Source organism: Halobaculum halobium, assembly GCF_030127145.1.
GTDB classification, from domain to species: Archaea; Halobacteriota; Halobacteria; order Halobacteriales; family Haloferacaceae; genus Halobaculum; species Halobaculum halobium.
The window spans coordinates 95851-118979 of sequence record NZ_CP126159.1; the positions used below are offsets into that span (position 1 = coordinate 95851).

The 23129-nt window shown below is 65.4% G+C and carries 19 protein-coding genes and 1 pseudogene; 12 read left to right on the plus strand and 8 right to left on the minus strand.

Annotated features, from left to right (window positions below; genetic code table 11):
• Positions 1-46 precede the first annotated feature (46 nt).
• Complete coding sequence (locus tag P0Y41_RS15480; RefSeq protein WP_284063690.1) at positions 47-2194, minus strand: acetate--CoA ligase family protein; 2148 nt, start codon at positions 2192-2194, stop codon at positions 47-49.
• Between the two features lie 125 nt (positions 2195-2319).
• On the opposite strand from P0Y41_RS15480, the gene P0Y41_RS15485 reads away from it, so the two are divergent.
• Together P0Y41_RS15485 and P0Y41_RS15490 are read left to right on the plus strand one after the other, a co-directional pair.
• Complete coding sequence (locus P0Y41_RS15485) at positions 2320-3126, plus strand: oxygen-binding di-iron domain-containing protein (protein WP_284063691.1); 807 nt, start codon at positions 2320-2322, stop codon at positions 3124-3126.
• 36 nt (positions 3127-3162) lie between these two features.
• Positions 3163-3903: an MBL fold metallo-hydrolase gene (locus P0Y41_RS15490; protein WP_284063692.1), complete on the plus strand. Its 741-nt coding sequence runs from the start codon at positions 3163-3165 to the stop codon at positions 3901-3903.
• Between the two features lie 77 nt (positions 3904-3980).
• On the opposite strand, the gene P0Y41_RS15495 is transcribed toward P0Y41_RS15490, so the two are convergent.
• Together P0Y41_RS15495 and P0Y41_RS15500 are read right to left on the minus strand one after the other, a co-directional pair.
• Entirely contained in the window at positions 3981-4835 is an 855-nt protein-coding gene (locus P0Y41_RS15495; protein ID WP_284063693.1) for an HpcH/HpaI aldolase/citrate lyase family protein, read from the minus strand.
• 50 nt (positions 4836-4885) lie between these two features.
• The gene (locus P0Y41_RS15500) at positions 4886-7042 is read right to left on the minus strand and encodes a dipeptide ABC transporter ATP-binding protein (protein WP_284063694.1); all 2157 of its coding nucleotides are present in this window, start codon (positions 7040-7042) and stop codon (positions 4886-4888) included.
• A gap of 285 nt (positions 7043-7327) precedes the next feature.
• On the opposite strand from P0Y41_RS15500, the gene P0Y41_RS15505 reads away from it, so the two are divergent.
• Positions 7328-8563, plus strand: coding sequence for an MFS transporter (locus tag P0Y41_RS15505; protein WP_284063695.1), 1236 nt, complete (start codon positions 7328-7330; stop codon positions 8561-8563).
• Between the two features lie 56 nt (positions 8564-8619).
• Complete coding sequence (locus P0Y41_RS15510; RefSeq protein ID WP_284063696.1) at positions 8620-9519, plus strand: isocitrate lyase/PEP mutase family protein; 900 nt, start codon at positions 8620-8622, stop codon at positions 9517-9519.
• 64 nt (positions 9520-9583) lie between these two features.
• Here P0Y41_RS15510 and P0Y41_RS15515 read toward each other — a convergent pair whose 3' ends face one another.
• Positions 9584-10480: a hypothetical protein gene (locus tag P0Y41_RS15515; protein ID WP_284063697.1), complete on the minus strand. Its 897-nt coding sequence runs from the start codon at positions 10478-10480 to the stop codon at positions 9584-9586.
• Positions 10481-10683: 203 nt separating this feature from the next.
• Between P0Y41_RS15515 and P0Y41_RS15520 the strand changes: the two genes are divergently transcribed.
• From P0Y41_RS15520 to ddh, 3 genes are all read left to right on the plus strand, one after another.
• Positions 10684-11835, plus strand: coding sequence for a 2-methylaconitate cis-trans isomerase PrpF family protein (locus tag P0Y41_RS15520; protein WP_284063698.1), 1152 nt, complete (start codon positions 10684-10686; stop codon positions 11833-11835).
• 141 nt (positions 11836-11976) lie between these two features.
• The gene (locus P0Y41_RS15525) at positions 11977-13035 is read left to right on the plus strand and encodes an isocitrate/isopropylmalate dehydrogenase family protein (RefSeq protein ID WP_284063699.1); all 1059 of its coding nucleotides are present in this window, start codon (positions 11977-11979) and stop codon (positions 13033-13035) included.
• Positions 13036-13135: 100 nt separating this feature from the next.
• Complete coding sequence (gene ddh / locus P0Y41_RS15530) at positions 13136-14065, plus strand: D-2-hydroxyacid dehydrogenase (RefSeq protein WP_284063798.1); 930 nt, start codon at positions 13136-13138, stop codon at positions 14063-14065.
• Positions 14066-14409: 344 nt separating this feature from the next.
• On the opposite strand, the gene P0Y41_RS15535 is transcribed toward ddh, so the two are convergent.
• Entirely contained in the window at positions 14410-15348 is a 939-nt protein-coding gene (locus P0Y41_RS15535; RefSeq protein ID WP_284063700.1) for a PfkB family carbohydrate kinase, read from the minus strand.
• 199 nt (positions 15349-15547) lie between these two features.
• On the opposite strand from P0Y41_RS15535, the gene P0Y41_RS15540 reads away from it, so the two are divergent.
• Positions 15548-16738, plus strand: coding sequence for an outer membrane protein assembly factor BamB family protein (locus tag P0Y41_RS15540; protein ID WP_284063701.1), 1191 nt, complete (start codon positions 15548-15550; stop codon positions 16736-16738).
• A gap of 356 nt (positions 16739-17094) precedes the next feature.
• On the opposite strand, the gene P0Y41_RS15545 is transcribed toward P0Y41_RS15540, so the two are convergent.
• Both P0Y41_RS15545 and P0Y41_RS15550 read right to left on the minus strand, forming a co-directional pair.
• The gene (locus tag P0Y41_RS15545; protein WP_284063702.1) at positions 17095-17967 is read right to left on the minus strand and encodes a DUF8173 domain-containing protein; all 873 of its coding nucleotides are present in this window, start codon (positions 17965-17967) and stop codon (positions 17095-17097) included.
• Positions 17964-19199: an MFS transporter gene (locus P0Y41_RS15550; protein WP_284063799.1), complete on the minus strand. Its 1236-nt coding sequence runs from the start codon at positions 19197-19199 to the stop codon at positions 17964-17966. Before P0Y41_RS15550 ends, P0Y41_RS15545 begins: the two co-directional genes overlap by 4 nt.
• 561 nt (positions 19200-19760) lie before the next feature.
• Between P0Y41_RS15550 and P0Y41_RS15555 the strand changes: the two genes are divergently transcribed.
• The 4 genes and pseudogenes from P0Y41_RS15555 to P0Y41_RS15570 all read left to right on the plus strand — a co-directional run.
• Complete coding sequence (locus tag P0Y41_RS15555; RefSeq protein WP_284063703.1) at positions 19761-20684, plus strand: TIGR03571 family LLM class oxidoreductase; 924 nt, start codon at positions 19761-19763, stop codon at positions 20682-20684.
• A 69-nt stretch (positions 20685-20753) separates the two neighbouring features.
• On the plus strand, positions 20754-20981 hold the full coding sequence (locus P0Y41_RS15560; RefSeq protein ID WP_159663903.1) for a DUF7385 family protein: 228 nt from the start codon (positions 20754-20756) through the stop codon (positions 20979-20981).
• An 89-nt stretch (positions 20982-21070) separates the two neighbouring features.
• Positions 21071-21793 (plus strand): profilin-fold protein, encoded by a 723-nt coding sequence (locus P0Y41_RS15565; RefSeq protein ID WP_284063704.1) that lies wholly within the window; start codon positions 21071-21073, stop codon positions 21791-21793.
• Between the two features lie 267 nt (positions 21794-22060).
• Positions 22061-22249, plus strand: a pseudogene (locus P0Y41_RS15570) (IS5/IS1182 family transposase); the annotation flags it as partial.
• Positions 22250-22334: 85 nt separating this feature from the next.
• Here P0Y41_RS15570 and P0Y41_RS15575 read toward each other — a convergent pair.
• Positions 22335-22946, minus strand: a complete 612-nt coding sequence (locus P0Y41_RS15575; protein WP_284063705.1) for a hypothetical protein — start codon at positions 22944-22946, stop codon at positions 22335-22337.
• Positions 22947-23129: the final 183 nt, after the last annotated feature.

The following is a 23129-nucleotide window of genomic DNA, read 5'->3' on the forward strand; positions in this document are numbered from 1 at the left end:
AGAACGTAGCGGGCGGACACGTGGCCTGCCGCCGAACCGACGGCAATCAGTCGCGCGTCCGGACGAGGGCGTCGACTGCCACCGGTCCGTCCTCGGTGACGACGACGGGATTGAGGTCGAGTTCGGCGACAGTCTCCACCGACGTCGCCAACTCGCCGAGGTTCACCAGCACGTCGACCACAGCGTCGACGGACAGGGGCTCGTCTCCACGTCGGTCGGTCAACAGATCCGCGAGCGCCGTCTGCTCGACCGCACGGCGCGCGTCATCACGCGAGAACGGCGGGACGAGCGTCGTGCTCTCGTCCAACGCCTCGACGAGGACGCCGCCCGGGCCGACGGTGACGAGCGAGCCGAACACGTCGCCGGGGGCGACCCCGAGAATCGCCTCGACGCCGTCTCCCACCATCGGTTGCACGAGGACGCCGGCCACGTCTGACTCGTCGGCGTGTGCCAGCGCCGCGTCCATCACGTCGCGGTACGCCTCCCGGACGGCCGCGGGCGACTCGAGGCCGAGTTCCACGGCACCCACGTCCGTTCGGTGGGGGAGCGCCGGCGAGTCGACCTTCAGCACGACCGGGTAGCCGACGGCCGCTGCGGCCGCGACGGCTTCCTCGGCGTCGGTCGCGAGGCGTGTCTCCGCGACGGGGACGTCGTAGGCATCGAGAAGCGGCGCGGTCTCCTCCCACGTCAGGACGCGCCCCCTCGGAAGGTCGAGCGCCGGCTCGTCAGTGGACGCCGAGCGCTCGCGTCTGGGGGGGCGTCCGAGTACGCGGTCGCGGTCTGCGGCGTACGTCGTCGTCGACGCGACCGCGTCCAGACACCGCCCCGGGTCCTCGTACACCGGAACCGACTCCCTGAGGCGAGCGTACGGCGGCGTGACGGTCGGGTCCTCGGGCGCCTTTCGGCCAGTCCAGAGCACGTACACCGGGTCGGCGGCGGCCGCGACGATGGACTGTAGATCGTCGGCGATAGTCTCCGCGCGCTCGTCGGTCCCCGGGAGGCCGATGGCGAAGACGTAGGCGTCGAAGGCGTCGTCAGACAGCACCGCGTCGGCGATCGCTGGAAGCGCCTCTGCGCCGTACCCGCGGATGTCCGCGGGGTTGGTGAACCCACCGTAGGTCAAGAGTTCCTCGACGTCCAGTAGTTTCTGTTCGGTTTCTCCCTCGATGGCGGGGAGCGCCAAGTCGCGCTCAGCGGCCATGTCCGCGAGGAGGCTCGCGAGGCCGCCGCTGGTCGAGGCGATGCAGACGCGGTCGCCGTCAGGGGCGCCATAGGCGGTGTGGGCGTTCGCCCGCGAGAGCAGGTCGGGGATGTCCGGAACCCGCTGGACGCCGGTCTGATCGAACGCCGCCTCCCAGGCGTCGTCGCTCCCGGTGAGCGATCCGGTGTGCGACAGCGTCGCCTCCTCCGCGAGTTCCGAGCGCCCGACCTTGACCGTCAGGACCGGAGTTCCAATGCGGGTCGCCTGCTCGGCGACGCGCATGAACCGCTCGGGGTCGTCAATTCCCTCGACGTAGGTGCAGATCACGTCTACCGTCTCCTGCACTGCGAGGTAGGCGACGTAATCGGTCAGCGTCAGATCCGCCTCGTTGCCGGTCGAGACGATGTGGCTGAAGTGGAGGTCCCTGTCGGCCGCCCGCTCGAAGAAGGTGGTGAACGCCAGCGCGCCGGACTGGCTGACGAGCCCGATACGTCCGGGCGCAGGTTCGCGCGAACACGTCGACGTGAGCGTCGCGCCACGGGCGGCCATCACCCCGATGCAGTTCGGCCCGACGACCCGGATCCCGGTCTCGGCAGCCGTCTCAGCGAGTTGAGACTCCAGCTCGATTCCCTCTTCGTCCGCCTCTGAGAATCCCGCAGTGAGGACGAGCGCCGACGGTACGCCCCGGTCGCCCGCCGCGGCCACTACGTCGACGACGTACTCCCGCGGCACGCTCACGACGACGACGTCGACCGTCTCGGGCACGTCGTCGATGTCGTCGTAACATTCGCGACCCCAGACCTCGTCGCGGCCGGGGTTGACGGGATAGAGCGTCCCCTCGAAACCGTACCCGAGGAGGTTCGCGACGAGATTCCCCGAGTAGAACGAGTCGGGACTGGCGCCGACAACGGCTACCGAGCGCGGATCGAACAGCGGGTCGAGTTCCGGGATCGCGAGCCCTGCGTCCGGTGCCGACGTGTCGATGTTTGGCATGGGAAGTGATAGCCTGTAAATCGGCCTCAAGGTACCCCCGAAGCGCCGCCATAGTAATCGCGATTTATAAGCGACCTGTGAACCGTCTCCACGATTTTAGTGGACTCCACGTCAGGAGCACACACATGACACGCGAAATCGCGCCCGGCATCCACTGGATCTATGAGGCCGGCCCCGACCGAACGGATTCGTGGGAGCTGGCCGACCGCGCTCCGGAGTGGTACGAGGCGGGGCGGGAGGCGTACGTCCCCCAGTGTGCGTACCTCGTTGACGGCGGCGAGGAGACGCTCCTGTTTGACACCCTCTCGCCGGCAAGTACCGACCACGTTCTCGCTGCCATCGACGACGTGGTCGGCGATCGGGGTCTCGACTACCTCGTCGTCTCTCACCCGGACGTCCCCCACGCCGGGAACGCCCTCGCAATCCTCGAGGAGCACCCCGAGGCGACGCTCGTCGCCCCCGGCTACGGCAACGACCACGAACTCTACCGCCTCGACGACGGGATCCACGTCACCGAGGGCGACCGGATCGACGTCGGTGACCGCACCGTCGAGTTCCACGAGGCGACGTTCCTCGACGCGCCCGTGTCGGTGTGGATGACCGAGCGGGAGACGGAGACGCTGTTCCCGGTCGACTGGATGGGATTCATTCACCTCGACGAGGAACGGTTGTCCTTCGTCGACGAACTCGACGGGAGCTTCGACCCGAGCAGGCTCGTCGAGTTCCACGGCCGAGTCCTGTTTTGGTACCAGTACGTCGACGTCGAGAAGACGAACGCGGAGATCGACGCGCTCATCGAGAAGTTCGACCCGGAGATCATCGCGCCCGCCCACGGGCTGGTCATCCGTGAAGACGCCACCGACTACATGGAGTTGATGAAAGACGTGACGCGCACCATCGACGAACAGGGCCGTATCGGCACCCTCGGGTGATCAAATGACAGAACACGACAGCGCGGAGGGACGCGCATGACGGTCCAAGTCACGCCCAGCGTCGAGTGGATCAATCAGTGTTACGACCACGAGGGAGGCCACGAGCACGTCTCGCTGTATCTCCTGCGTGCACCGGAGGGAACAGTGCTCGTGGACTCAGGGTCGTTCTACCATCGCGAGGAGATCACTGCCGCCGTCGACGAGGCGACCGACGGCGACGGCCCGGACGCCATCGTCCTCTCACACTCGGATTACCCCCACGCGGCGAACGTCTCGCCGCTGGGCGGCGACACCGGGAACGTCGAACTCGTCGCGTCGTCGGCTTCGCCGGCCCAACAGGGGCTCCCGGACGCCCGCAAGTGCGACATCGGCGGGTCGCTGACGATCCAGGGACGGGAGTTCAGCTTCATCGACCCGCCGCTGGCCGATCGGTCGCACACAACGTGGATCTACGATCACGGCGACGGTGTGCTGTTCACCGCTGACGGTTTCGGCAACTACCACGATCCCGGTCAGTGTGACTACCGTTCGGGTGATTTCGCGGAGGGGACTCCCGCACAGCGCGTGTACGAGTACCACCGGGACAACCTCGTGTGGCTCCGCTACGTCGCCCCCGAAAAGGTCGACCGCACGCTCGACGACATCTTCGCGTCGTACGACGTGACCGCGGTGGCGCCGATCCACGGAAACCCGATCGAGTCCGACGACCTCGACACCTACCGGGATCGGCTTCGCGCGGCGATGGAGCGGATCGCGTCCGAGCACCCCGTCTCGTGACCTGCTGGGCCGGCGAGAGAAACTGCGAGGGGCTGGAGCGGAAGCCACCGAGGTGAGCAGCGAGAGAGCCGACGCGGCTATCGGATCCCGGCGGCCTCGGCGCGACGGACGATCGTCCGGGCGCGCTCGACCAGCGGCGGATCGATCATCTGGCCGTCGACGGTGAACACTCCAGATCCCCCCTCGCTGGCCTCATCTTGCCGGGCGAGCACCGTCTCTGCCCAGTCGATCTCCTCGCTGGTCGGGGTGAAGGCCTCGTTGATAACCGGCACCTGGCCCGGGTGGATCGCGAGCTTCCCGTCGAACCCGAGGTCGGCGACGAACTCGGTCTGCTCTCGGAGCCCGGTCGTATCTTCGATGTCGGTGTGGACGGTGTCGAGCGCGTCGACGCCCGCGGCCGCCGCGGCGACGACGGTCCGCTGGCGGGCGTACAGCGACTCCGTCTTGTCGTCTGTCACGGTCGCGCCGACGTCGGCGGTGAAGTCTTGATCGCCGTACGCGACGGCCGCGACGCCGGGTGCGGCCGCGATCTCCTCGACGGCGACGACGCCCGCCGCCGTCTCGATCAGCGGAATGATGTCGACGTCGCCTGCCCCGAGGTCGGCGAGGCGGTCGTGGAGAGCCGCCACGGTGGCGGGGTCGTCCACCTTCGGGAGGACGATACCGTCGGGCGGATCGGCCACGTCGCCGACGACCGCGTCGACGTCAGCCCGTCCGGTCCGGTCGTAGGGGTTGACGCGGACCATGATGCTCGGAGTTGGGTCCGTGAGATCATCGAGCGCCGAGCGGACCGTTCGCCGCGCCTCCGCTTTCGCGTCCGGCGCGACCGCGTCCTCGAGGTCGAAGATGACCGCGTCCGTATCTGTCTCGACTGCCGTCTCGAGCATTTCGCGGTCGTCGCCCGGGGAGTACAACAGCGAGCGTCGAACCATACGGAGACCACGCGTATCGGGGTGAAAAATGCGGGGACGCCCCCGTCCGGTCAGTCGTCAGCCGCGTCGCCGACCCGCGCAGCCTCACCCGTCACTGGGTCTTCCGTCGGGTGGAAACACGCCGCCGCGTGGTCAGTCCCCGTCCACACGTCGAGTTCGGGCTCCGCCGACCGACACTGCTCGGTCGACTTCGGGCAGCGGGGGGAGAACCGGCACCCCGTCGGCGCGTCCTCCGGATCAGCGGGCTTCCCGTCGAGAAGGACCCGCTGACGGCTCCCCCGGGGGTCGGTCTCGGGGACCGCCGAGAGGAGCGCCTCGGTGTAGGGGTGTTTCGGGTCGCTCACGATCCGCTCGGTCCGCCCCGTCTCGACGAACCGCCCGAGGTACATGATCGACAGCTGGTCGGCGATCTGCGTGAGGCTCGCGAGGTCGTGAGAGATGTACAAGACGCCGATACCCTCGGTGTTCGCGAGCGACCGGAGGAGGTTGAGCACCTCGGCTTGGAGCGACACGTCGAGCATCGACGCCGGCTCGTCGCAAATGAGGAAGTCGGGGTCGATGACGAGCGCACGGGCGATGGCGACCCGCTGGCGCTGTCCGCCCGAGAGTTCGTTCGGGTACTTGTCCAGATAGCGCTCTGCCGGCGCCATCCCGACCTGTTCGAGCGTCTCGCAGACGGCCGAGTCGCGCTCGTCGCGTCGGTAGTCGTGGATCGTCAGCGGCTCCCCGACCAACTGCTCGACGGTCATCCGCGGGTTTAGGGAGTCGTAGGGATTTTGGAAGACGATCTGTAGCTTCTGGCGGAACGACTGGAGGTTGTCGTCTTGGTAGTGCTCGTGCGAGCGCCCGTCGAAGGTGAATCCCCCGCGCGTCGGCTTCTCTAAGAGTGCGAGCGTCTGGCCCAGCGTCGACTTACCACAGCCGGACTCGCCGACGACGCCAAGGATCTCTCCGCGCGACACCGACAACGAGACGCCGTCGACGGCACGGACGTGCGACTCGTCGTCGTTCAACACTTCGCCGAGGATCTCCCCGCGCTGTTTGTACCACCGGCGGACGCTGCTCGAGATCCCCGTTACGGTCGGCGAGACGCCGCCGATGGGGAGCCGCCCCAGTAGCGACTCCGAGCGCTCGTACCACTTGCAGAGCCCGTCGACTTCGAGCAGAACTTCGCCCGAGTCGGACCGCGAGCCCTCCGTGGATCCTCCCCACGTCGCGGCGTCCTCGGCGTCGCGGCGCATCCGAGCCGCGCGGTCGGCATTGTGGCACGCGACGCTGTGATCCCGGTAGGGGAGTGGCTCCACCTCCGGCTCGGTCGTCGAACACTCCTCGGTCGAGAACGGACAGCGCGGCTCGAAGACGCACCCGGTTGGACTCTCGTCGAGGCTCGGGGGCTTCCCCGGAACCGAGACGAGGTCGTCTCCGTCGTCGTCGAGCGCCGGGAACGCGTTCTTCAGCCCCATCGTGTACGGGTTCGAAGGGTTGATCAGGAGGTTCTCGACGCGACCTTGCTCCATCACCGTCCCGCCGTACATCACCGACATCTCGTCGCAGGTCTCGGCGATGACGCTCATGTCGTGGGTGATGAGCAGCAGCGAGCTGTCGGTTTCCTCCTGTATCTGGAGGATGTTGTCGATGATTTTGTCCTGGACGATCACATCGAGCCCGGTCGTCGGCTCGTCGGCGATGATCAGTTTCGGGTCAAGTGCGAGCGCCATCGCGATGACGACCCGCTGGCGCATTCCCCCCGAAAATTGGTGGGGGTAGTCGTCGATCCGCTCGGGATCGAGCCCGACTGTCTCGAACAGTTCGCGTGCCCGGCGGTCGGCGTTATCCTCAGAGAGTTCTCGGTGCGTCTGGATCGCTTGCTTCGTCTGTGCGCCGACGGTCATCACCGGGTCGAGCGCGTCGATGGCCGTCTGTGGAATGAACGCAATCTCCTCCCAGAGGAGGTCCTGTCGCTGTGAGGACGTCAACGAGCGGAGGTCCCGTCCCTCGAACTCGATCCGACCAGACTCGACCACAGCGTGGTCGGGTAACAGCCCGAGAATCGCCTTCGCAGTCGTCGACTTCCCCGATGCAGATTCGCCCGAGAGCGCGTAGTTGACTCCGTCGCCGATGCTGAACGAGACGCCGTTCACGCTGTGGAGCGACCCCTCACGCGTTTCGTACCGCACCGCGAGGTCCTCGACGGTGAGGAGCGTCATTCGCTCGTCCCGCAGGAGGACGCTCGGGGATCGGTCACGCTCCGGCAGCGGACATCGACACTCACCGCGGAGTCGTTATCGTGCCCACGTCGAACCATCCTTGTCGCGGTCTATCACGTACCATGTTAAGAACCCTCGGATCACACCGATCGGGTATATGGCGGCAGGGAGACAGTATCGTTCCCGCCGGACGTGTCCGCTGACGGCTCATGCCCCGTTTCGTCCGGATACCGAGGCGCGCCAGCTGTCGGGTTCGAGAGACGGACACACCGACGGTGACAGACCGTGACCACGTCGCTGGTCCGTCGGCTCGGCCGCTTCGACGCTGTCGTTATCACCGCCGTCCTGTGGTTCCTCGGCAAGTTCGTCCGCTTCGCGTTCCCGCCGCTATTCGAACGTCTCGGGACGGTTTACGACGTCTCCGCCGCTATGCTGGGTGGTGCATTCAGCGCCCTGTTGTTCGTCTACGCGGCTCTCCAGTTCCCGTCTGGCTTGCTCGCCGATCGGTTCAGCCCCGTGGCCGTCATCGGCGGGGGGTCGTTGCTCGCGGCCGTCGGGGCGCTCGCGCTGGCCGTCGACGGCCCGCTCCCCGTGCTCATCGGTGCGATGTTGATCATCGGCGCGGGGACCGGGCCCCTCAAGACCGTCAGCCTGCAGGTGCTCTCTCGAACGTATCCCGGCCAGACGGGCCGAGTGCTCGGCGTGTTCGACACCTTCGGGGCGTTCGGAGGCGCCGCGGCACCGGCGGCCGTGGTGCTGTTCGCCGGCTCACCCGCGGTGTTCGGCGCCGGTTGGCGGACGACGTTCCTCCTCGCCGGGCTCGTCGGGGTCGGTGTCACCGTCGCCCTCGTCGTCCGAGTTCCCGAACGGCTGCCCGACGAGGACACGGACGAGAACGCTGACCAGGGGTCGGTTGACGCCGAGGCCGCCGCCCCGGTCCGCGAGTACGGGGCGCTGTTCCGGGAGTGGCGCTTCTCCGTGTTCGTCCTCGTCACGAGCCTGTTCTCGTTCGCGTATAACGCCACGATCGCCTTCCTCCCGCTGTATTTCACGCGGGAGGCCGGATTCGGCTCGACCACCGCGTCCCTCCTGTTCAGCGCGCTGTTTGCGGTGAGCCTCGTACAGTTGCTCACTGGAGAGATCAGCGACCGGACCGGAACGCTCCCGGTAATCGTTCTCACAGTCGGGCTCGCGACGGTCGGGTTGGGGTCGGTCCTCCTGTTGACTGGCGTCGGCGGTCCGCTCGCGCTGGGCGGGGCAGTCGTCTGTCTCGGGATCGGCGCGCACGGCTACCGCCCCGTTCGGGGCGCGTACTTGATGTCAGTCATCCCTACCTCGGTCGCCGGTGGGAGCCTCGGCGCCGTGCGGACGATCCAGATGGTCGCCGGCGCGTCCTCCCCTGCCCTCGTCGGCGTTCTCTCCGAGACAGTGGGACTCCGGCCGGCGTTCGGCCTCCTCACCGCGGCGCTGCTCGCTGCGACCGGTCTCTCTATCCTGCTCTGGCTGGCCGACACGGCCTGAGACACTACTCTGACCCGTCCGATCGATGTTTTATGGACGGGTTGTGGATGGCCCGTATGCACGGGCGTCAGCAGTTGGCCAAGACGGTCGAAGAATCGGGTATCGCGGTCGTACCGGGCGTGTACGACGGTATCAGCGCGAGACTCGTCGAGCAACAGGGGTTCGCGTCGGGCTTCCTGTCGGGGGCTGGCGTCTCGAACAGCCGGCTGGCACAGCCGGACGTCGGCTTCCTCACGCTCCCGGACGTCGCTGACCAGTCGCGAGAGATCGCTGACGCGGTCGATATCCCGATTTGGGTCGACGCAGACACGGGCTACGGGAACGCGGTCAGCGTCCACCGAACGGTCCGGCGGCTGGCAGACGCCGGCGCGGCGGCCGTCATGATTGAAGACCAGGAGTGGCCCAAGCGGTGCGGCCACATGGCGGGCAAGTCCGTCATCCCCTTCGACGAAGCCGTGGCGAAAATCGAGGCTGCGACCGACGCTCGCGACGAGCACGCGCCCGACGTACTGTTGAAGGCGCGGACCGACGCGACCGAACCGCTCGGCCTCGAGGAGGCGATCGAGCGGCTGAACGCGTTCGCCGACGCCGGCGCGGACGTCGTCTTCGCGGACGCGCTGCGCTCCGAGGAGGACATCCGACGGGTTGCTGCGGAGGTGGACGCACCACTCTCAGTGAATATGGGATTCGGTGTTCGAAGCCGTCCGACGACGCCGCTGATCCCGGCCGCGCGGTTGGAGGAGATCGGCGTCGACGTCGTCATCTACCCGCGGCTCATCACCGCCGCGGCGACCGCCGGGATGAAGCGAGCGCTGGCGGAACTGGAAACAGCCGTCGAGACGCCCGAGGAGTACGAGGCTCCCGACGCAGTCGTCGACTGGGACTACTACACGGACCTGATCGGCAAGCCGGCTGTCGATGACCTCGAAGCGCGGTTCGCGACCGACGAGGACTGAACACGAGCACGCGGTGTGGATGGGGAACACGCCGGCTCGACGGGGGTACCGCTACGACAGCCATTCACCACTCGTGCGCGCCGCTGTCCGCTGGCCCGGTTGTTCGCTCCGCTTCAGCCACGCGGACGGAGCGCCGTCGGTTGCCGCCGGGCCAGACCAGTTCGTACTCGACGTCCGGTTCCCCGTCCCCGACCTGCTCAGACCAGCTCTCCTCCACGAGATCAATTGGCTCGCCGGCGACCTCCCACGTGACAGTCTCCCCGGGAGGCACCCGGCGCGAGAGGTGTGCGACAGGCCGATGTGGGTACCAGCCGTCGGCGTTGACGCCGCCGACGAACCAGCCGGGAACCTCGCCATCGTTTCTGACCGCGAACTCGAACACCGTTGTGCCGCCGGGTGAGACTGTCCCCGGCACTCGCCACTCGTCCAGTGTCAGCGTCGGTGCCGGCTCGGCCAGGAGTCGCCGCATCTGTTCGTCCGGTCGCCACGTGCCGGCCGGCCAGACGAGCGCGGCGTCGCTCGCATCGCCAGCCGCGGGGAGGTCGAACGCGACCCAGCCTGTCCCCATCTGGTTGGTGTACTGTTCGTCGCCCGACCCCTTCGACTGGCGTGCCGGAATCTGTTCCCATTGCCACGGCGCGTACTCCTCCCCGTCGAACCGGAACCGGAGGGCCGAACGCGAGGGCGGCGATCCCGAGTCCACGGACACCGACAGCACGAGGTACTGGCGGTCGGATCCCGCGACGAGTCGGTAGTAGTCGGTGTCCAGTTCGACGAGTGCCGGCTGGATCGCGTCGAGGTCGACGCGCAACTCACTCGCTGGGAGAGTCCCCGTCGTGGCGGTCGTCGCCGTGGATGCGTCGGTGCGTCGGTTCCTATGGTCGGCATCGCCGCCCCGGAGACAGCCGGCGGTGAGGGCACCAGCGCCGGCGAGCGCGGCCAACAGGGCGCGACGTCGCATGTCCGACTCTCCCAGTGGCGGCGCAATGTGCTTTCTGGAAGCACAAACGACGGGCTGAGCGGCGGCGACGGAGAACTCTGGGTCGATCTGCCCCCCGGTCTGCGATCTCTCCGTCGGCGTTATTTCTGAGCCGAGGACTGGCCACTTCCGAGGGAAGTCGATCCGACACAACGCCTACGGTACACGACCGTGAACCCGGCGGCATGGCCGATCCGACGCACCAAGAGCACCTCGACGGAACGCTGATCCGCGGCGGTACGAGCCGGGGGCTGTACGTGACGCCCGGCGAATTGCCGGACGACAGCGAGCGGCGTGACGAGGTGTTGATCGACATATTCGGGACGCCCGACCCGCTCCAAGTCGACGGGATCGGCGGCGGGAACTCTCACACGAGCAAGGTGATGATCGTCGACGAGAGCGATCGCGACGACGCCGACGTCGCGTACACATTCGGGCAGATCGGGATCGAGAACGCCGTCGTCGACTGGTCGGGGAACTGCGGGAACCTGACGAGCGGCGTCGGCGTCTTCGCGCTCCGTTCGGGGCTCGTCGACACCGCGGCCCCAGAGACTGAGCTAACCCTCTACAACACGAACACGGAGACGTACGTCGACCAAGTCGTTCCCGTCGCCGACGGCAAGCCGGCTGTCCGCGGCGACTACCGGGTCGACGGCGTCCCGGGGACTGGCGCCCGGATCGACTCATACTTCCGACGCCCAGCGGGCGCGGTCACCGGTCGCCTGTTCCCGACCGGAGAGCGCGTCGAGACGGTCACCGTCGTCGGCGACGACTACGCCGTCTCGATCGTCGACGTAGCGAACCCGAACGTGTTCCTCAGGGCCCGCGACCTCGGACTCGACGGAACGGAGCTGCCTCAGGAGCTCAACGACCCGGAGTTGCTCGATCGACTCGAACTGATACGGGGGGCCGTCTGCGAGCGCCTCGGCCTCGTGGAGGACCGACGCGACGCGGCTGACCAGCGGGCCGCGGTCCCGCAGGTCGCGCTGGTGTCGGAGCCCCAGTCGTACGCCACTGTCTCTGGCGACCGCGTCGACGCCGCCGACGTCGACGTCACCTCCCGCATCGTGACGACGCAGACGCCCCACCACTCCTACGCGACGACCGGCGCGATGTGTCTCGCCGCGGCGACCCGCCTCGGCGGAACGATCCCGGCTGAGTTCGCCCGACCCGGCGACGGACCGGACGTGACCATCGGTCATCCGAAGGGAACGATTACGATAGGCACCGAAACGGGGACCAGCGCGGGCGAACCGACTATCGAACGCGTCCGCGTCAGCCGCACCGCTCGACTGCTTGTCGACGGTGAAATGTACTACCGGGCCGACGCCGAGTGAGCTGACACCGCCGAACCGGGTGCCACCCGTTGGGCCGGCGGGCCCGGCGCGGGGTCGGCCTCAGCTACCGAGACCTACTCCGAGACCGACCTCGTCACGCGAGACCAAGGTTCAAATGCACATCCGCCGAATCGGGTCGCCATGGCCACACATGACATCGCTGTCATCCCCGGCGACGGGATCGGTCCGGAAGTCGTAGACGCAGCGCTTCCCCTCGTCGAGGATGCGGCCGCCGCGTCGGGCGTCACCTTCGAGACGACGCGTTTCGAGTGGGGGACCGAGTACTACCTCGACCACGGCGAAATGATGCCCGAAGACGCGCTCGACCGCCTCGAAGGGTTCGACGCGATCTTCCTCGGCGCCGTCGGCCACCCGGAGGTGCCCGACCACGTGACGTTGCACGGCCTCCTATTGCCGATCCGGAAGGGGTTCGATCAGTACGTCTGCAAGCGACCGAACGTCCTCTTCGAGGGCATCGAGAGCCCGCTCCGCGGCTACGGTTCCGGCGACATCGACTTCGTGGTTTACCGAGAGAACACGGAGGGAGAGTACGCTGACGTCGGCGGACGAGAACACCGGGGGCTGGCCCACGAGACTGCCGTCCAGTCTGCGCTGTTCACCCGGCGCGGGACCGAACGGATCGTCCGGGCAGCGTTCGAGGCCGCGACCGAACGCGAGGGACACCTGACCAGCATCACGAAGTCGAACGCGCAGGCCCACAGCATGGTCTTCTGGGACGACGTGGTTGCGGACGTGGCCCGGGAGTTCCCGTCGGTCGACGTCGAGCGCCTGCTCGTGGACGCCGCAGCGATGGACTTGATCCGCCGCCCCCACGAGTTCGACGTGGTGGTCGCCTCGAACCTCTTCGGCGACATCCTCACCGACATCGGCGCACAGATAACCGGGAGCATGGGGCTGGCGCCCTCGGGGAACGTCCATCCAAGCGACGAGTACCCCTCGATGTTCGAGCCGGTCCACGGAAGTGCCCCCGACATCGTCGGCCGAGGCGTCGCGAACCCCCTCGCGACGGTGCTCTCCTGGTCGCTCCTGTTCGAAGATCTCGGCGAGCGACGGACGGCAAACGCGCTTTGGGACGCTGTCGTGGATCAACTCGCCGCTTCGTCGGCGCCTCGGACTCCGGACCTCGGGGGGTCAGAGGGGACCGAGGCGGTCGTCTCCGACCTCCAGTCACGGCTGTGAAGTCGGCGGAGCGTTCGTCGGTGGGTGTCCGCTCGGTCGCGTGCTGGCGCCCGTACGAAGGTTGATTATCCGACAGCATCGTGGGTGCGACGTGCCACGTATCGACCCGCTGGAGCGACTCTGTGTCCACGAGAGCGTCGACGAGAAAGTCCCGATCGAGTCGTTCGCCGCCGCGCTCGACGACCTCCCCGTACCCGTTGAGATTGTCGGCGACGACGCGGGTCTCGACGAGACCGACGCGGTCGCGTCGTACCGACCACGCGACGGGTTCATCGACGCCGGCTGGGTGCACTGCATCCGCGCGGGGTACGACGAGTTCGACACCGAGGCGTACGAGGACGCCGGCACGCCCCTGACGAACAGTACGGGAATTCACGACACGACCGTCGGCGAGCTGGTCGTCGGGTACATGGTGATGTTCGCGCGTCGGCTCCACGTCTATCGAGACAAGCAGACCCGTCGCCAGTGGTACGACCCGCCGTACGATCGTCCGTTCACCGTTGATACCGAATCGGTGTGTGTCGTCGGGCTCGGAACGATCGGTCGGGGAGTCGCGACCCGCGCGAGCGCCCTCGGAATGGACGTCGTCGGCGTCCGCCGCTCGGACGCGTCGGTCGAGGGCGTCTCGGCTATCTATCCGCCGGACGAGCTCAACGAGGCGATCGGCGATGCTCGGTTCGTCGTCCTCGCGGTGCCCGATACTCCGGAAACGGAAGGGATGATCTCGACGGCAGAGTTTCAGCACATGCGCTCGGACGCCTACCTCATCAACGTCGCGCGGGGACCCGTCGTCGACGAGGACGCGCTCATCTCCGCCCTCGATGACGGCGTCATCGCCGGCGCCGGACTCGACGTGTTTCGGACGGAGCCGCTCCCGGAATCCTCCCCACTGTGGGACTTCGAAGAGGTGATCGTCTCCCCCCACCAGGGGTCGACCACGAACTGCTACCACCGCGACCTCGCCGAGTTGGCCGAAGAGATCTTTCGACAGTACCAGTCCGGAGAGCCGCTTCGGAACCGCGTCGCATGATAGCCAGACAGTCACACCTCGGGAGAAAGGCGTTGACGAGCGTATCGCAGTGAGTGGCGCAATCGAATAGACACCGCTCCAGAACGTCCCGGTGGACGTGGGGGCGATTTGGTCGAGACCGAGATCCACACCGGGGACTGTGCTGTGCTCGGCGTCGGCTTCTGGATCGTCCGGCAGCCCCGACTGCACGTAGACTTTCGTTCCGATGTGGACGAAAGACGTGTCCGTCGTGTCGCCGTCGTATACCTCCGGGTCGACAATACCCGTGCGACGCACCTCCGCCGTACTTCAGATGGATTCGGTTTGCTAGAGTGAGGCACCACAAAGTCTACAGGTGGAACTAGTTACTCGGCCGCCCGCCACGCCTGCACTGCAGAGTACGGGGGAATGGCACCGCGAGCCCCCGCTTCTTGAATTGACAATGCTCCGGCGACAGTCGCGGACTCAACCGCTTCTCGTAGCGAGTCGCCCTGGGCAAGCCGTCCGCCAAGGAACCCCGTGAATGTGTCACCCGCACCCGTTGTATCGACAGGTGGCAGATCCGGTGGATCGACGCTGAATTGGGTTCCGTTGTCGACGTGAACAGGGTTTCCGCCACGCGTATGGATTACCGTCCCATCAAAGGCTTCCAGCGCTCCGCGCAATCGTTCACACTCGCGTTCGTTGGGCGTCACGATATCGACCGCACGGCAGTCAAACACCCGTTCTACACCAGCAACTGGTGCCGGATCGACGATCACTGTCGGTCTGGATTCTGCTGTCGCAAGCGTCTGGAGGAGATCACAGACAGGAGCAATCGGGATCTCATTTTGTACTAAGAGATACTCAGCCGCTTGGATCGCCTCGTACTGCTCACTGATGTAGGTGCTGTCGACGGACTCGTTTGCGCCGGCGTGAACGACGATCCGGTTTTCGCCATCGTCGGTGACGAAGACATGGGCTGTTCCTGTCTCTGCAGACGTTACACCGACTTGGTCGACTCGGACCCCGGACTGCCGGAGCGTGTTGAGTACGTCGAAGTCAGCGTGGTCGGAACCGACCTTCCCCAGCAGCATACTCTCCGCCTGTGCAGCGGCTGCGGCGACAGCCTGATTGGCGCCTTTCCCACCGTGGAACCTCGTCGTCGGGAGATCGCCAAATTCTGCTGGGGTCTCAGCGACGGCGACTGTGTCTCCGGATTCCGGAAACCACTCGAAGTTCGCATGGAGATCAGTCAGCGTTGACTTCGTGACTCGATGGACCCTGTCGATGTTAATACTGCCCAGGCTAACGATCTCCGTCATCGGATATCAGTTTCAACTGTCCGCTCTTCAAAAACAGTGGCTCTGTTGAGCCGCTCAGCAGCTGATACAAGCGGCGTAATGAAAATCGGCGTTGGACTCGGTGCGTTTCCAGCAGGTCAATACGATCGTGGACTCATCCCACAGACTGGGCAGTCCAACAGGGCCAAGAGATATTATACCGGGTCCAGACGTTGAAGTGATGCCCTCCAGACGCGCAGTGCTCGCCGGTCTCAACGGTGGGGCTCTCGCATCGCTCACGGGATGTGTGAGTACCGACGGAACTGCAGCGACCCCCGGCACTGAGACAGATACGACGTGGCCGATGGTCGGCGCTGACCGCATGCGGTCCGGCTACCTCCCCTTGGCGGCCGCTCCACGCTCATCACCAAGTGAGCGGTTTACCGCGCCGCTTGAGGGAACGCCGATCGGCCAACCGATCATCGCAGATGGCGTGGCCCTCCAATCGACGTGGTACGGAGTCGAAGCCTTCGATGCGGTGACTGGCGAGTCCATGTGGCGGTTTCGAGACGAAGAGCCGGACGAAACTGCCGTCCAATATCAGCCACCAGCCGTGCACAATGGGCGCGCATATGTCGGAACCGAATCAGGGGTTATCGCACTCAATGTAGAATCAGGGGAGGAACAATGGCGTGTCGACACCGCCAGTCGAGTCTCGGCTCCGCCAGTGGCGGGATACGATTGGAACACCCTGTACATCGGCACTCTCGATGGTACTATCCTGGCGGTTTCTCTCAAGGAGAGGTCATCAAGTTCGCCGGGGACGGTCCAATGGAGAAAGACGGTGTACGGGGAGATCAATCGCCTCGTGTCCCAGCACGTCGCTGGCGTGACGGCGGGGACAACAGGTGGAGAAGTGTATATGGTCTATGATGGCCGTGGGCTCTGGCGAACGAAGGTCCCGGGTGGCGTCACGGCGATGACGGCCGAGCAGGGAAACTCACTGTACGTTGCAACATTCGGCGGGGGCGTTCTGAAACTGCGGACTGCCGCCCACGCCGGTCGCGTGAGTTGGCACGCCGAAGACGGGCCGGTTGCACAGGGCCTTCTCGTTCGTGCTGACGGTGCCTTGTACGGCGCCGATGGCGGTGGGCTCACGAGGCTGGATATCGACCACGGACGCGAACAGTGGACGTTCGATGACGCTGCAAGCAGCGTGCCCGCAGCCGCCGGTGACACGCTGTACATCGGCGGAAGCGATAGCATCCTCGCCTACAAACTCTCCGGCGGAACAGGTGTCGCCGGAGCGCGGATCGATCCACTGCGGTGGCAGTATAGCCACGGCGGTGGCTCCGCCTCGGGTGTGAGTATCGCCGACGGCGCAGTCTTCGCGGCTATTGGCGACGGCCAGCGGCTTCTCGCACTGGAGTGACTATACCGTCTCTGGTCCTAGTGAACCCTTCACACACGCTTGCGGTTTGCTGAGAAGCCAGCGTTCCATCGAAGCTCTGTTGCTTGGGAGACAATCACTGCCAGCAACACCGTAGGCCGACGCCGAGTGGGACACCACCCGACTGAATGGGAACTCGTGCTGAATATGCTCTCTGTATGTTGCACGCAATTCCTGTCCCCTTCTGGTGAGTTCGACAGAGCAAATTTGATCACCCTGACAGTTCGGAGCCGCGACCGTCGCAGCACCGGGACTCTCGTAGTGCACCGCTCGGGCTCGGAGAAAGTGTCTCTGGATATCTCGACGCGAGTCGGGTTCGGTCGCGGCTACCGACACGGCTAGGCTCCTCCCGGAATGGTGATGGGCTCGAACCGCTGGAGGCCGAAGTACGTGTTTACCACGGCGCCGAACCCGACGACTGCGATCGCTAGTTGTGCGAGTCCACCGAGGAACGGTACGAACCCGAAGAGCTCGAGGGCGAGCAGGAGCGTGCCGATTCCGGCGAGCGTCGCGACGCCGTCTGATTCGATCGGAAGGCGCGTTCCGATGAGATACCCGAACACGGCTTGACCGTAGAGAATGGTCAGGAACTCGGCGAACAGCCCGACGATGGCGAGCGGGAGCAGGACGAGGGTGAACGCCATATAGACGAACAGGACGAGCAGCGTCGTTGCACCGAGGCTGCCGACGACGGCGCTGACAAGCGCGTGGTCGGTGATCGCCGCGCCGACGTTCTCGATGACGAGCGGGTGTCGGTCGACCAGCCACCACCCGAACGCGCCGAGGACGAGGAATTGGAGGAGGAAGCCCCCGGCCCGCTGTGCGGGCGAACTGGAAGGGGTTGGTGCCTCGAATTGGGAGACGCGGCCCACCGATGCATCCGAACTGACCGCGGCCGATCCCGAATACGTCTGAAGGGACCCGGTCACAGTCGCGGCGTCGTCTACCGAGAGATTCCCGTTGAGGAGAGTCACGTCCCCGTCGACGGTCCCCTCGATGGCTGCGCTGCCGCCGATCACGTAGATGTCGCCGTCCACTGTCGCGTCCGCGGGGACGGTGGTGGTCCCGCCGGCGACCACGTGGACGTCCGCGAGCGAATCGAGGTCGGTGGCGCCTTGGAACGTCACGGACATCTCTTGCACGTCGCCGCCGCCGACGGAGAGCATGAGGAGGACGACGATGAGAAGCGGGATGGCTTCCGTCGGACTCACGCGCTCGCACCTCCGTCGCCGCGAGCGAGTTCGACCATCCGTCTCGCGTACAGACCCACGGCGAGCCCGAACAAGAGGAGTAGCGAGAGTGCCTGCACCACGTTCAGATGTGAAAGGAGCGTGAGCTCGGTCGCCTGGAAGTACAGCGCGAGCGCGGTACTGGAGAACGTGGCGAGCCATCCGGCGACGCCGATCCCGATCGCTGAATGGGTGCCGATCGTCTGCGGCGTGGAGAGGTCGGGCCAGAGTGCGAAGTTCAGCGTCGTGTAGAAACTCACCGCGACTGCGTAGCTGGCGGGATTCAGCGGGGACGTTCCGTTCCCCGCGATCGCGGGAAACACCGCGGCGAATCGCAGGTCGGACGTGTACATGACGTGTGTGAGAGCGAACAGTGCGAACGTCCAGAGGAAGATCCGCGAGAGCGAGTAGTTCGCGTAGATGACCCCGGCCATCACCGCGCCGACGACGTGTGCGGCGGCGATGAACAGCCGCGTCGAGAGGTCCGGCGACTGCCAGGAACTCAGCAGAAGCGACGGCGTGTCAATAATCCGAAGAAATCCGAGGCTATCGATGAAGAACACGCCGAACATCAAGACGACCGGGACCACGAACGCCAGATTCCGCGCCCGAATCGGTTCCCCGCGACAGAACCGTCCGGTACCGTACCGCTCGTGTTGCGCGCCGAGCGCGTCGAGGACCGCATCGAGACGATCGAAACTGGCGAACGACAGGACGCCAAGCAGCAGGAGCCCCGGTGCCATCGCGGCCACCAGTACTCGACTGAAAACGTCGACTGACCAGGAAAGCGAAATCGCGTTCGCTAGAAAATATGCGATCGCCGTGATCGCTGCGGCGACGTATCCGCGGTCCGGAACCGGAACGAGATCGATGGCGAGCGAGAAGGAAACGGGAAAGCCGACACCGAGCCCGACCGACGCGAAGACGATCCACGCGCCGAACGCGGGGACGGTCCGAATCGTCGGGGCGACGAGCGTGAGTGCGAACTGAACGCAGACGACGCCGAACAGCAGTCGGAGTTTCGTTCGGAGGTCCGTGCTCCAACCGCTTCGGTCCATCGTCAAGCCGGTCACGGCTGCGACGAGGAGTGTCACGAGTGCGAGCGCAGCCATCCACATCGAGACGGCCGTTTCGGTCATCCCGACGAGCCGCGTGCCGAGGTCGATGAGCCCCAACTGGACGAACGTGATGTTGTAATAGTAGCCGGCGACCATCAGCGCGACGAAGAGCGCGTATCCGGACACTGTCGTCCACCGCTGTTTCCGTACGTGCGGTATGTGTTCGCTGCCCATTCGGACGTTCTTGATACGTCGTGAGAGTGCGTTGTACTTAAATCGGTGTCACAGATGTGACTTGTGTCCTGTGGTGTGGCGTCAGTAGGCGCTGTTCCAGCCGCCCGGTAACCCCTCTCAGAGACTGAGCATCCTGCACAAGAATCGCACAGTTGAGAATACGGAGAGTCCAGGTTGGAACTGCTTGGGTAAGTTCCGGAGTGTCAGAGGCCTCCCCGAACCTCAGCTAACGATTGGGTTGAGCGGTAAAATACACACAGTGTCACTCTCTTCCTCACGACACACGACCGGTCACCGCTACTGGCGGTGGTTCCCGCACGGGAGCGGCTTTGGACTGGTTCATTTGGCCGATCAGCCGAGTTCCTGACGTGCCCTACGTCGGTTGTGTCCGAGGCGACGGCCGATTCTACCAAGTGCGGGCGACCTGGTGCGTCGCAAAGCCACACCGGAGCCGACATACGCCTCCCGGGCAAACACGGTCCCGTGACTGACGCCTCCGACACTCGCGGGTACCAACGTCTCTTCGGCGGTGACGGGCTGACGTTCGGCGCGGGCTTCCCGCTGACAGATGCCCGCGAATCGCGTCCGGCGGTCGACGAGGAAATGCGGCTGGCCGCACACGCTGAGTCAGTCGGCTTCGACGGTTTGTGGGCACGGGACGTGCCGCTGTACTGGCCGCGGTTCGGTGACGCCGGACAGACGTACGACACCTGGCCGTGGCTGAGCCACGTCGCCGCCCACACCGACGAGGTCGCGATCGGCACCGCGAGCGTCGTCCTCCCGCTCCGTCACCCGCTACACGTCGCCAAAAGCGCCGCGACGGTCGACCGTCTCTCGGACGGCCGGTTGGTGATGGGCATCGCCACCGGGGACCGCGACCCGGAGTTCCCGGCGTTCGGCGTCGACATCGACGACCGAGGCGAGCGATTTCGCGAGTCAGTCGACCTGCTCCGGACCGTCTGGCGCGGGGAATTCCCTGAAGTCGAGGGCTCGTGGGGCGAACTCGATGGTGATCTCGATGTGGTTCCAAAGCCAGTCGGCGGAACGATCCCCTTGCTACCCACCGGGTTTGCCCGCCAGTCGATCGAGTGGATCGCAGACAACGGTGACGGATGGTTCTTCTATCACCTCCCCGAGTCGACGCTGGAATCGACCCTCGACGACTGGCGAACCGCCGCCGGTGAGACGCCGTACGCGATGGCGGTCCGGACCGAACTCGCAGACGACCCAGAGGCGGGACCGGAGCACCGACACCTCGGCTATCGCGCGGGCGCCGAGTGGTTCGTCGAGTACTTCCGCGACCTCGACGCGATGGGTGTGGACCACGTACTGGTCTCGCCCGCCGGCGGTGACGATCCCGAAGCGTCGCTGACGCGGTTCGCCGAGGCGGTGATCGACCGCGTGTGAACCGAACGGTACTGCGAACTCCATTGTCGATTCCTGATGATTGAATAGGTGGGACTCGTATCGGGTGACATGGACATCGACACGGAGGAGTTGCTCACGTCGCTGACGAAGCGCGAGGACAACGCCGCGATCAAGTCGTACCAGAACACCGTCGCGGTGGCGTGTCCCGCCTGTGGCGACCCGTTCGACGACCTCGTCGTCTGCAAACAGAACCCGACGAGCCTCGACCTGTCGAAGCAACTGGACCTGTGTGTCGGCGTCGACGACGGACAGGCGTACATCTTCACGCACAGCTAACAGAGTCACGCACGCCGAAGCGGATACGACTCGGTTGACCGTCCGATCGACACCGTGTCGGTTATGCCCAGGCGTCGCCACGGTTGACCGTGACTGACTGGCCCCCGGCCGATCCCGCAGATGTCGACGCGGTCGCCGACCGACGCGACGAGTTCGTTGAGGCGGTCCGCGACCACGCGGGTCGGATCGCCTACCAACTCGCGCTGCTGCAGGGCGGCGACTACGGCGACGCCGACTTCGACACCGACCGCGGGACCTGGACTGTGAAGTACGAGGGCGGCGACTTGGAGTACCTCCGATTTTCGCCGAAGAGCGGCTCAGACGTGTACGTCATCTCGACGAAACGGCAGCCTGAGCCGGGACCGCTGGCCGACGCGCTCGCCGACTACGACGCGTTCGTCCGCGCGTATAACGCACACGTCGACTCGCTGATTGGCGTCCTCGACGACGTCTCTGCCGAGTTCCCGGACGCGACGACCACCGAGACTGCCGTCGCAGAGCGCGACCGCGTGCTCGATGCCGTGCGTGAGGCCTGCGACCGGATGGCCGGTGAACTCCACCGCTACGAGGGCGGTGACTACGGCACGTACGCCGCCCGCGTCGACGGCACTCGCTGGGAACTGAAGTGGGACCGCGACGGCACCTCGTATCTCCGGGCGGGCGGCAGCGGTGGCGTCTACCTCCTCTCGCAGTACGAGGCACCCTCCGCAGCCGACGTTCGCCAGTACGCACCCCAGTTCCGCGGCTTCGTGGAGGCGTACAACGAGGAGATCGCGGAGTTGGAGGCGGAGCTGGCGATAATCGAACTGTGAGGTGGGGCGACGCTGGTTCCGTCCTCAGCAGAGTCCGGCCGAGAGACTGTCCCGGGATCGTACAGTGCGGTTCTTGTACCGGCCACCGATGACGATGTCGACGGCCCGCTGAGACAACGCGACTATTTTGGAATAGGCGACTATTTTGGAAGTAGGTGGCTATCTTGACTACCGATGGTCACCAGCAGCAGTATTCATACGAGACTACAACACGAGAACACAACGCACAGATTTCGCCGTCGCCATCAAGAACCGAGGATTCTCCCAGTTCACAAGGCGGAGAATGGTAGGTGGAACGCCGATCGCTACTGTCAGCGAAGTCAGAACGAGAAAGTGAACACCTGCCTCAAACGCAAGTGCGGCACGTTCGTCCGCTCACGGCACAGGTGGAAACAGTTTCGGGAACTCTCTATCGGCTGTCTCACACATACTCGTACCAAGCGTTCTACTCGGTAGAGACAGCGCCTTGACTCGCGGTCGCTGAGTGAGAATCTCAACGGCAACTCGGCAGTCGATTGTACGCCGATAAAACGACGACTCATCACCCGACGGTCGAGTCGACTGAGGACGCGGCGCTGTCGGCTGGAAACGCTACGGCACGGAGTGAATAGCCGATTCCCAACAGAGCGAGTGCCTGCCCGCTGCCGAGGACGAATGGCGCCCAAATCGGGGTCGTGGATCCCAACGTCCCCACTCGAACGATGTTCACCACGAAGACGGCGGCTGGTATAAGCAACAGAACACCGACACGGCGTGGCATCACCGAAGTCCGGAGGCTAGCGAGCCCGACGGTGAGAAATCCGAAGACGATTCCAATAAGCAGGGGCAACTGGAGCGGAGCCAGCCACGCCGGTAATTCGCTTAGTACGCCGATAAGCAAGAGGAGATTTCCCCCTGTAGCAAAGGTTCCCCCCACGAGGCCGAAGACAGCGAAGACGGCACCCGCACTGGCTATCCGTGGGTTCTGGTCGGCGAGAGCGGGATACAGCCCCAGCAATCCGACGAACGCAGCGGTCCACCCAGCGGGACCGACCGCGTTCTGCACTATCTCCGAGCTCAAGTCGGTGAAAGCGAAGGCAGCCCAAAATGCTGCGAAGACGACGAACAGTCCCCCGGCGAGGGAGAACAGTGTCGGACTCCAAGACTCGAGCACTCCCCACTACTGTTTGCTAACTCCACCCATATGTTGGCTTATCTTCATGTATATTTAAAACTCCCTATGGGTAGGACATGGCGCAGATCAATAGCTGCCTGAGGCCCATTCGTACAAGTACAGACCTAGATGGCAGGTGCTTCACTACAAATGGGGCCTAACTGATGGGACGTCGATAGAGCC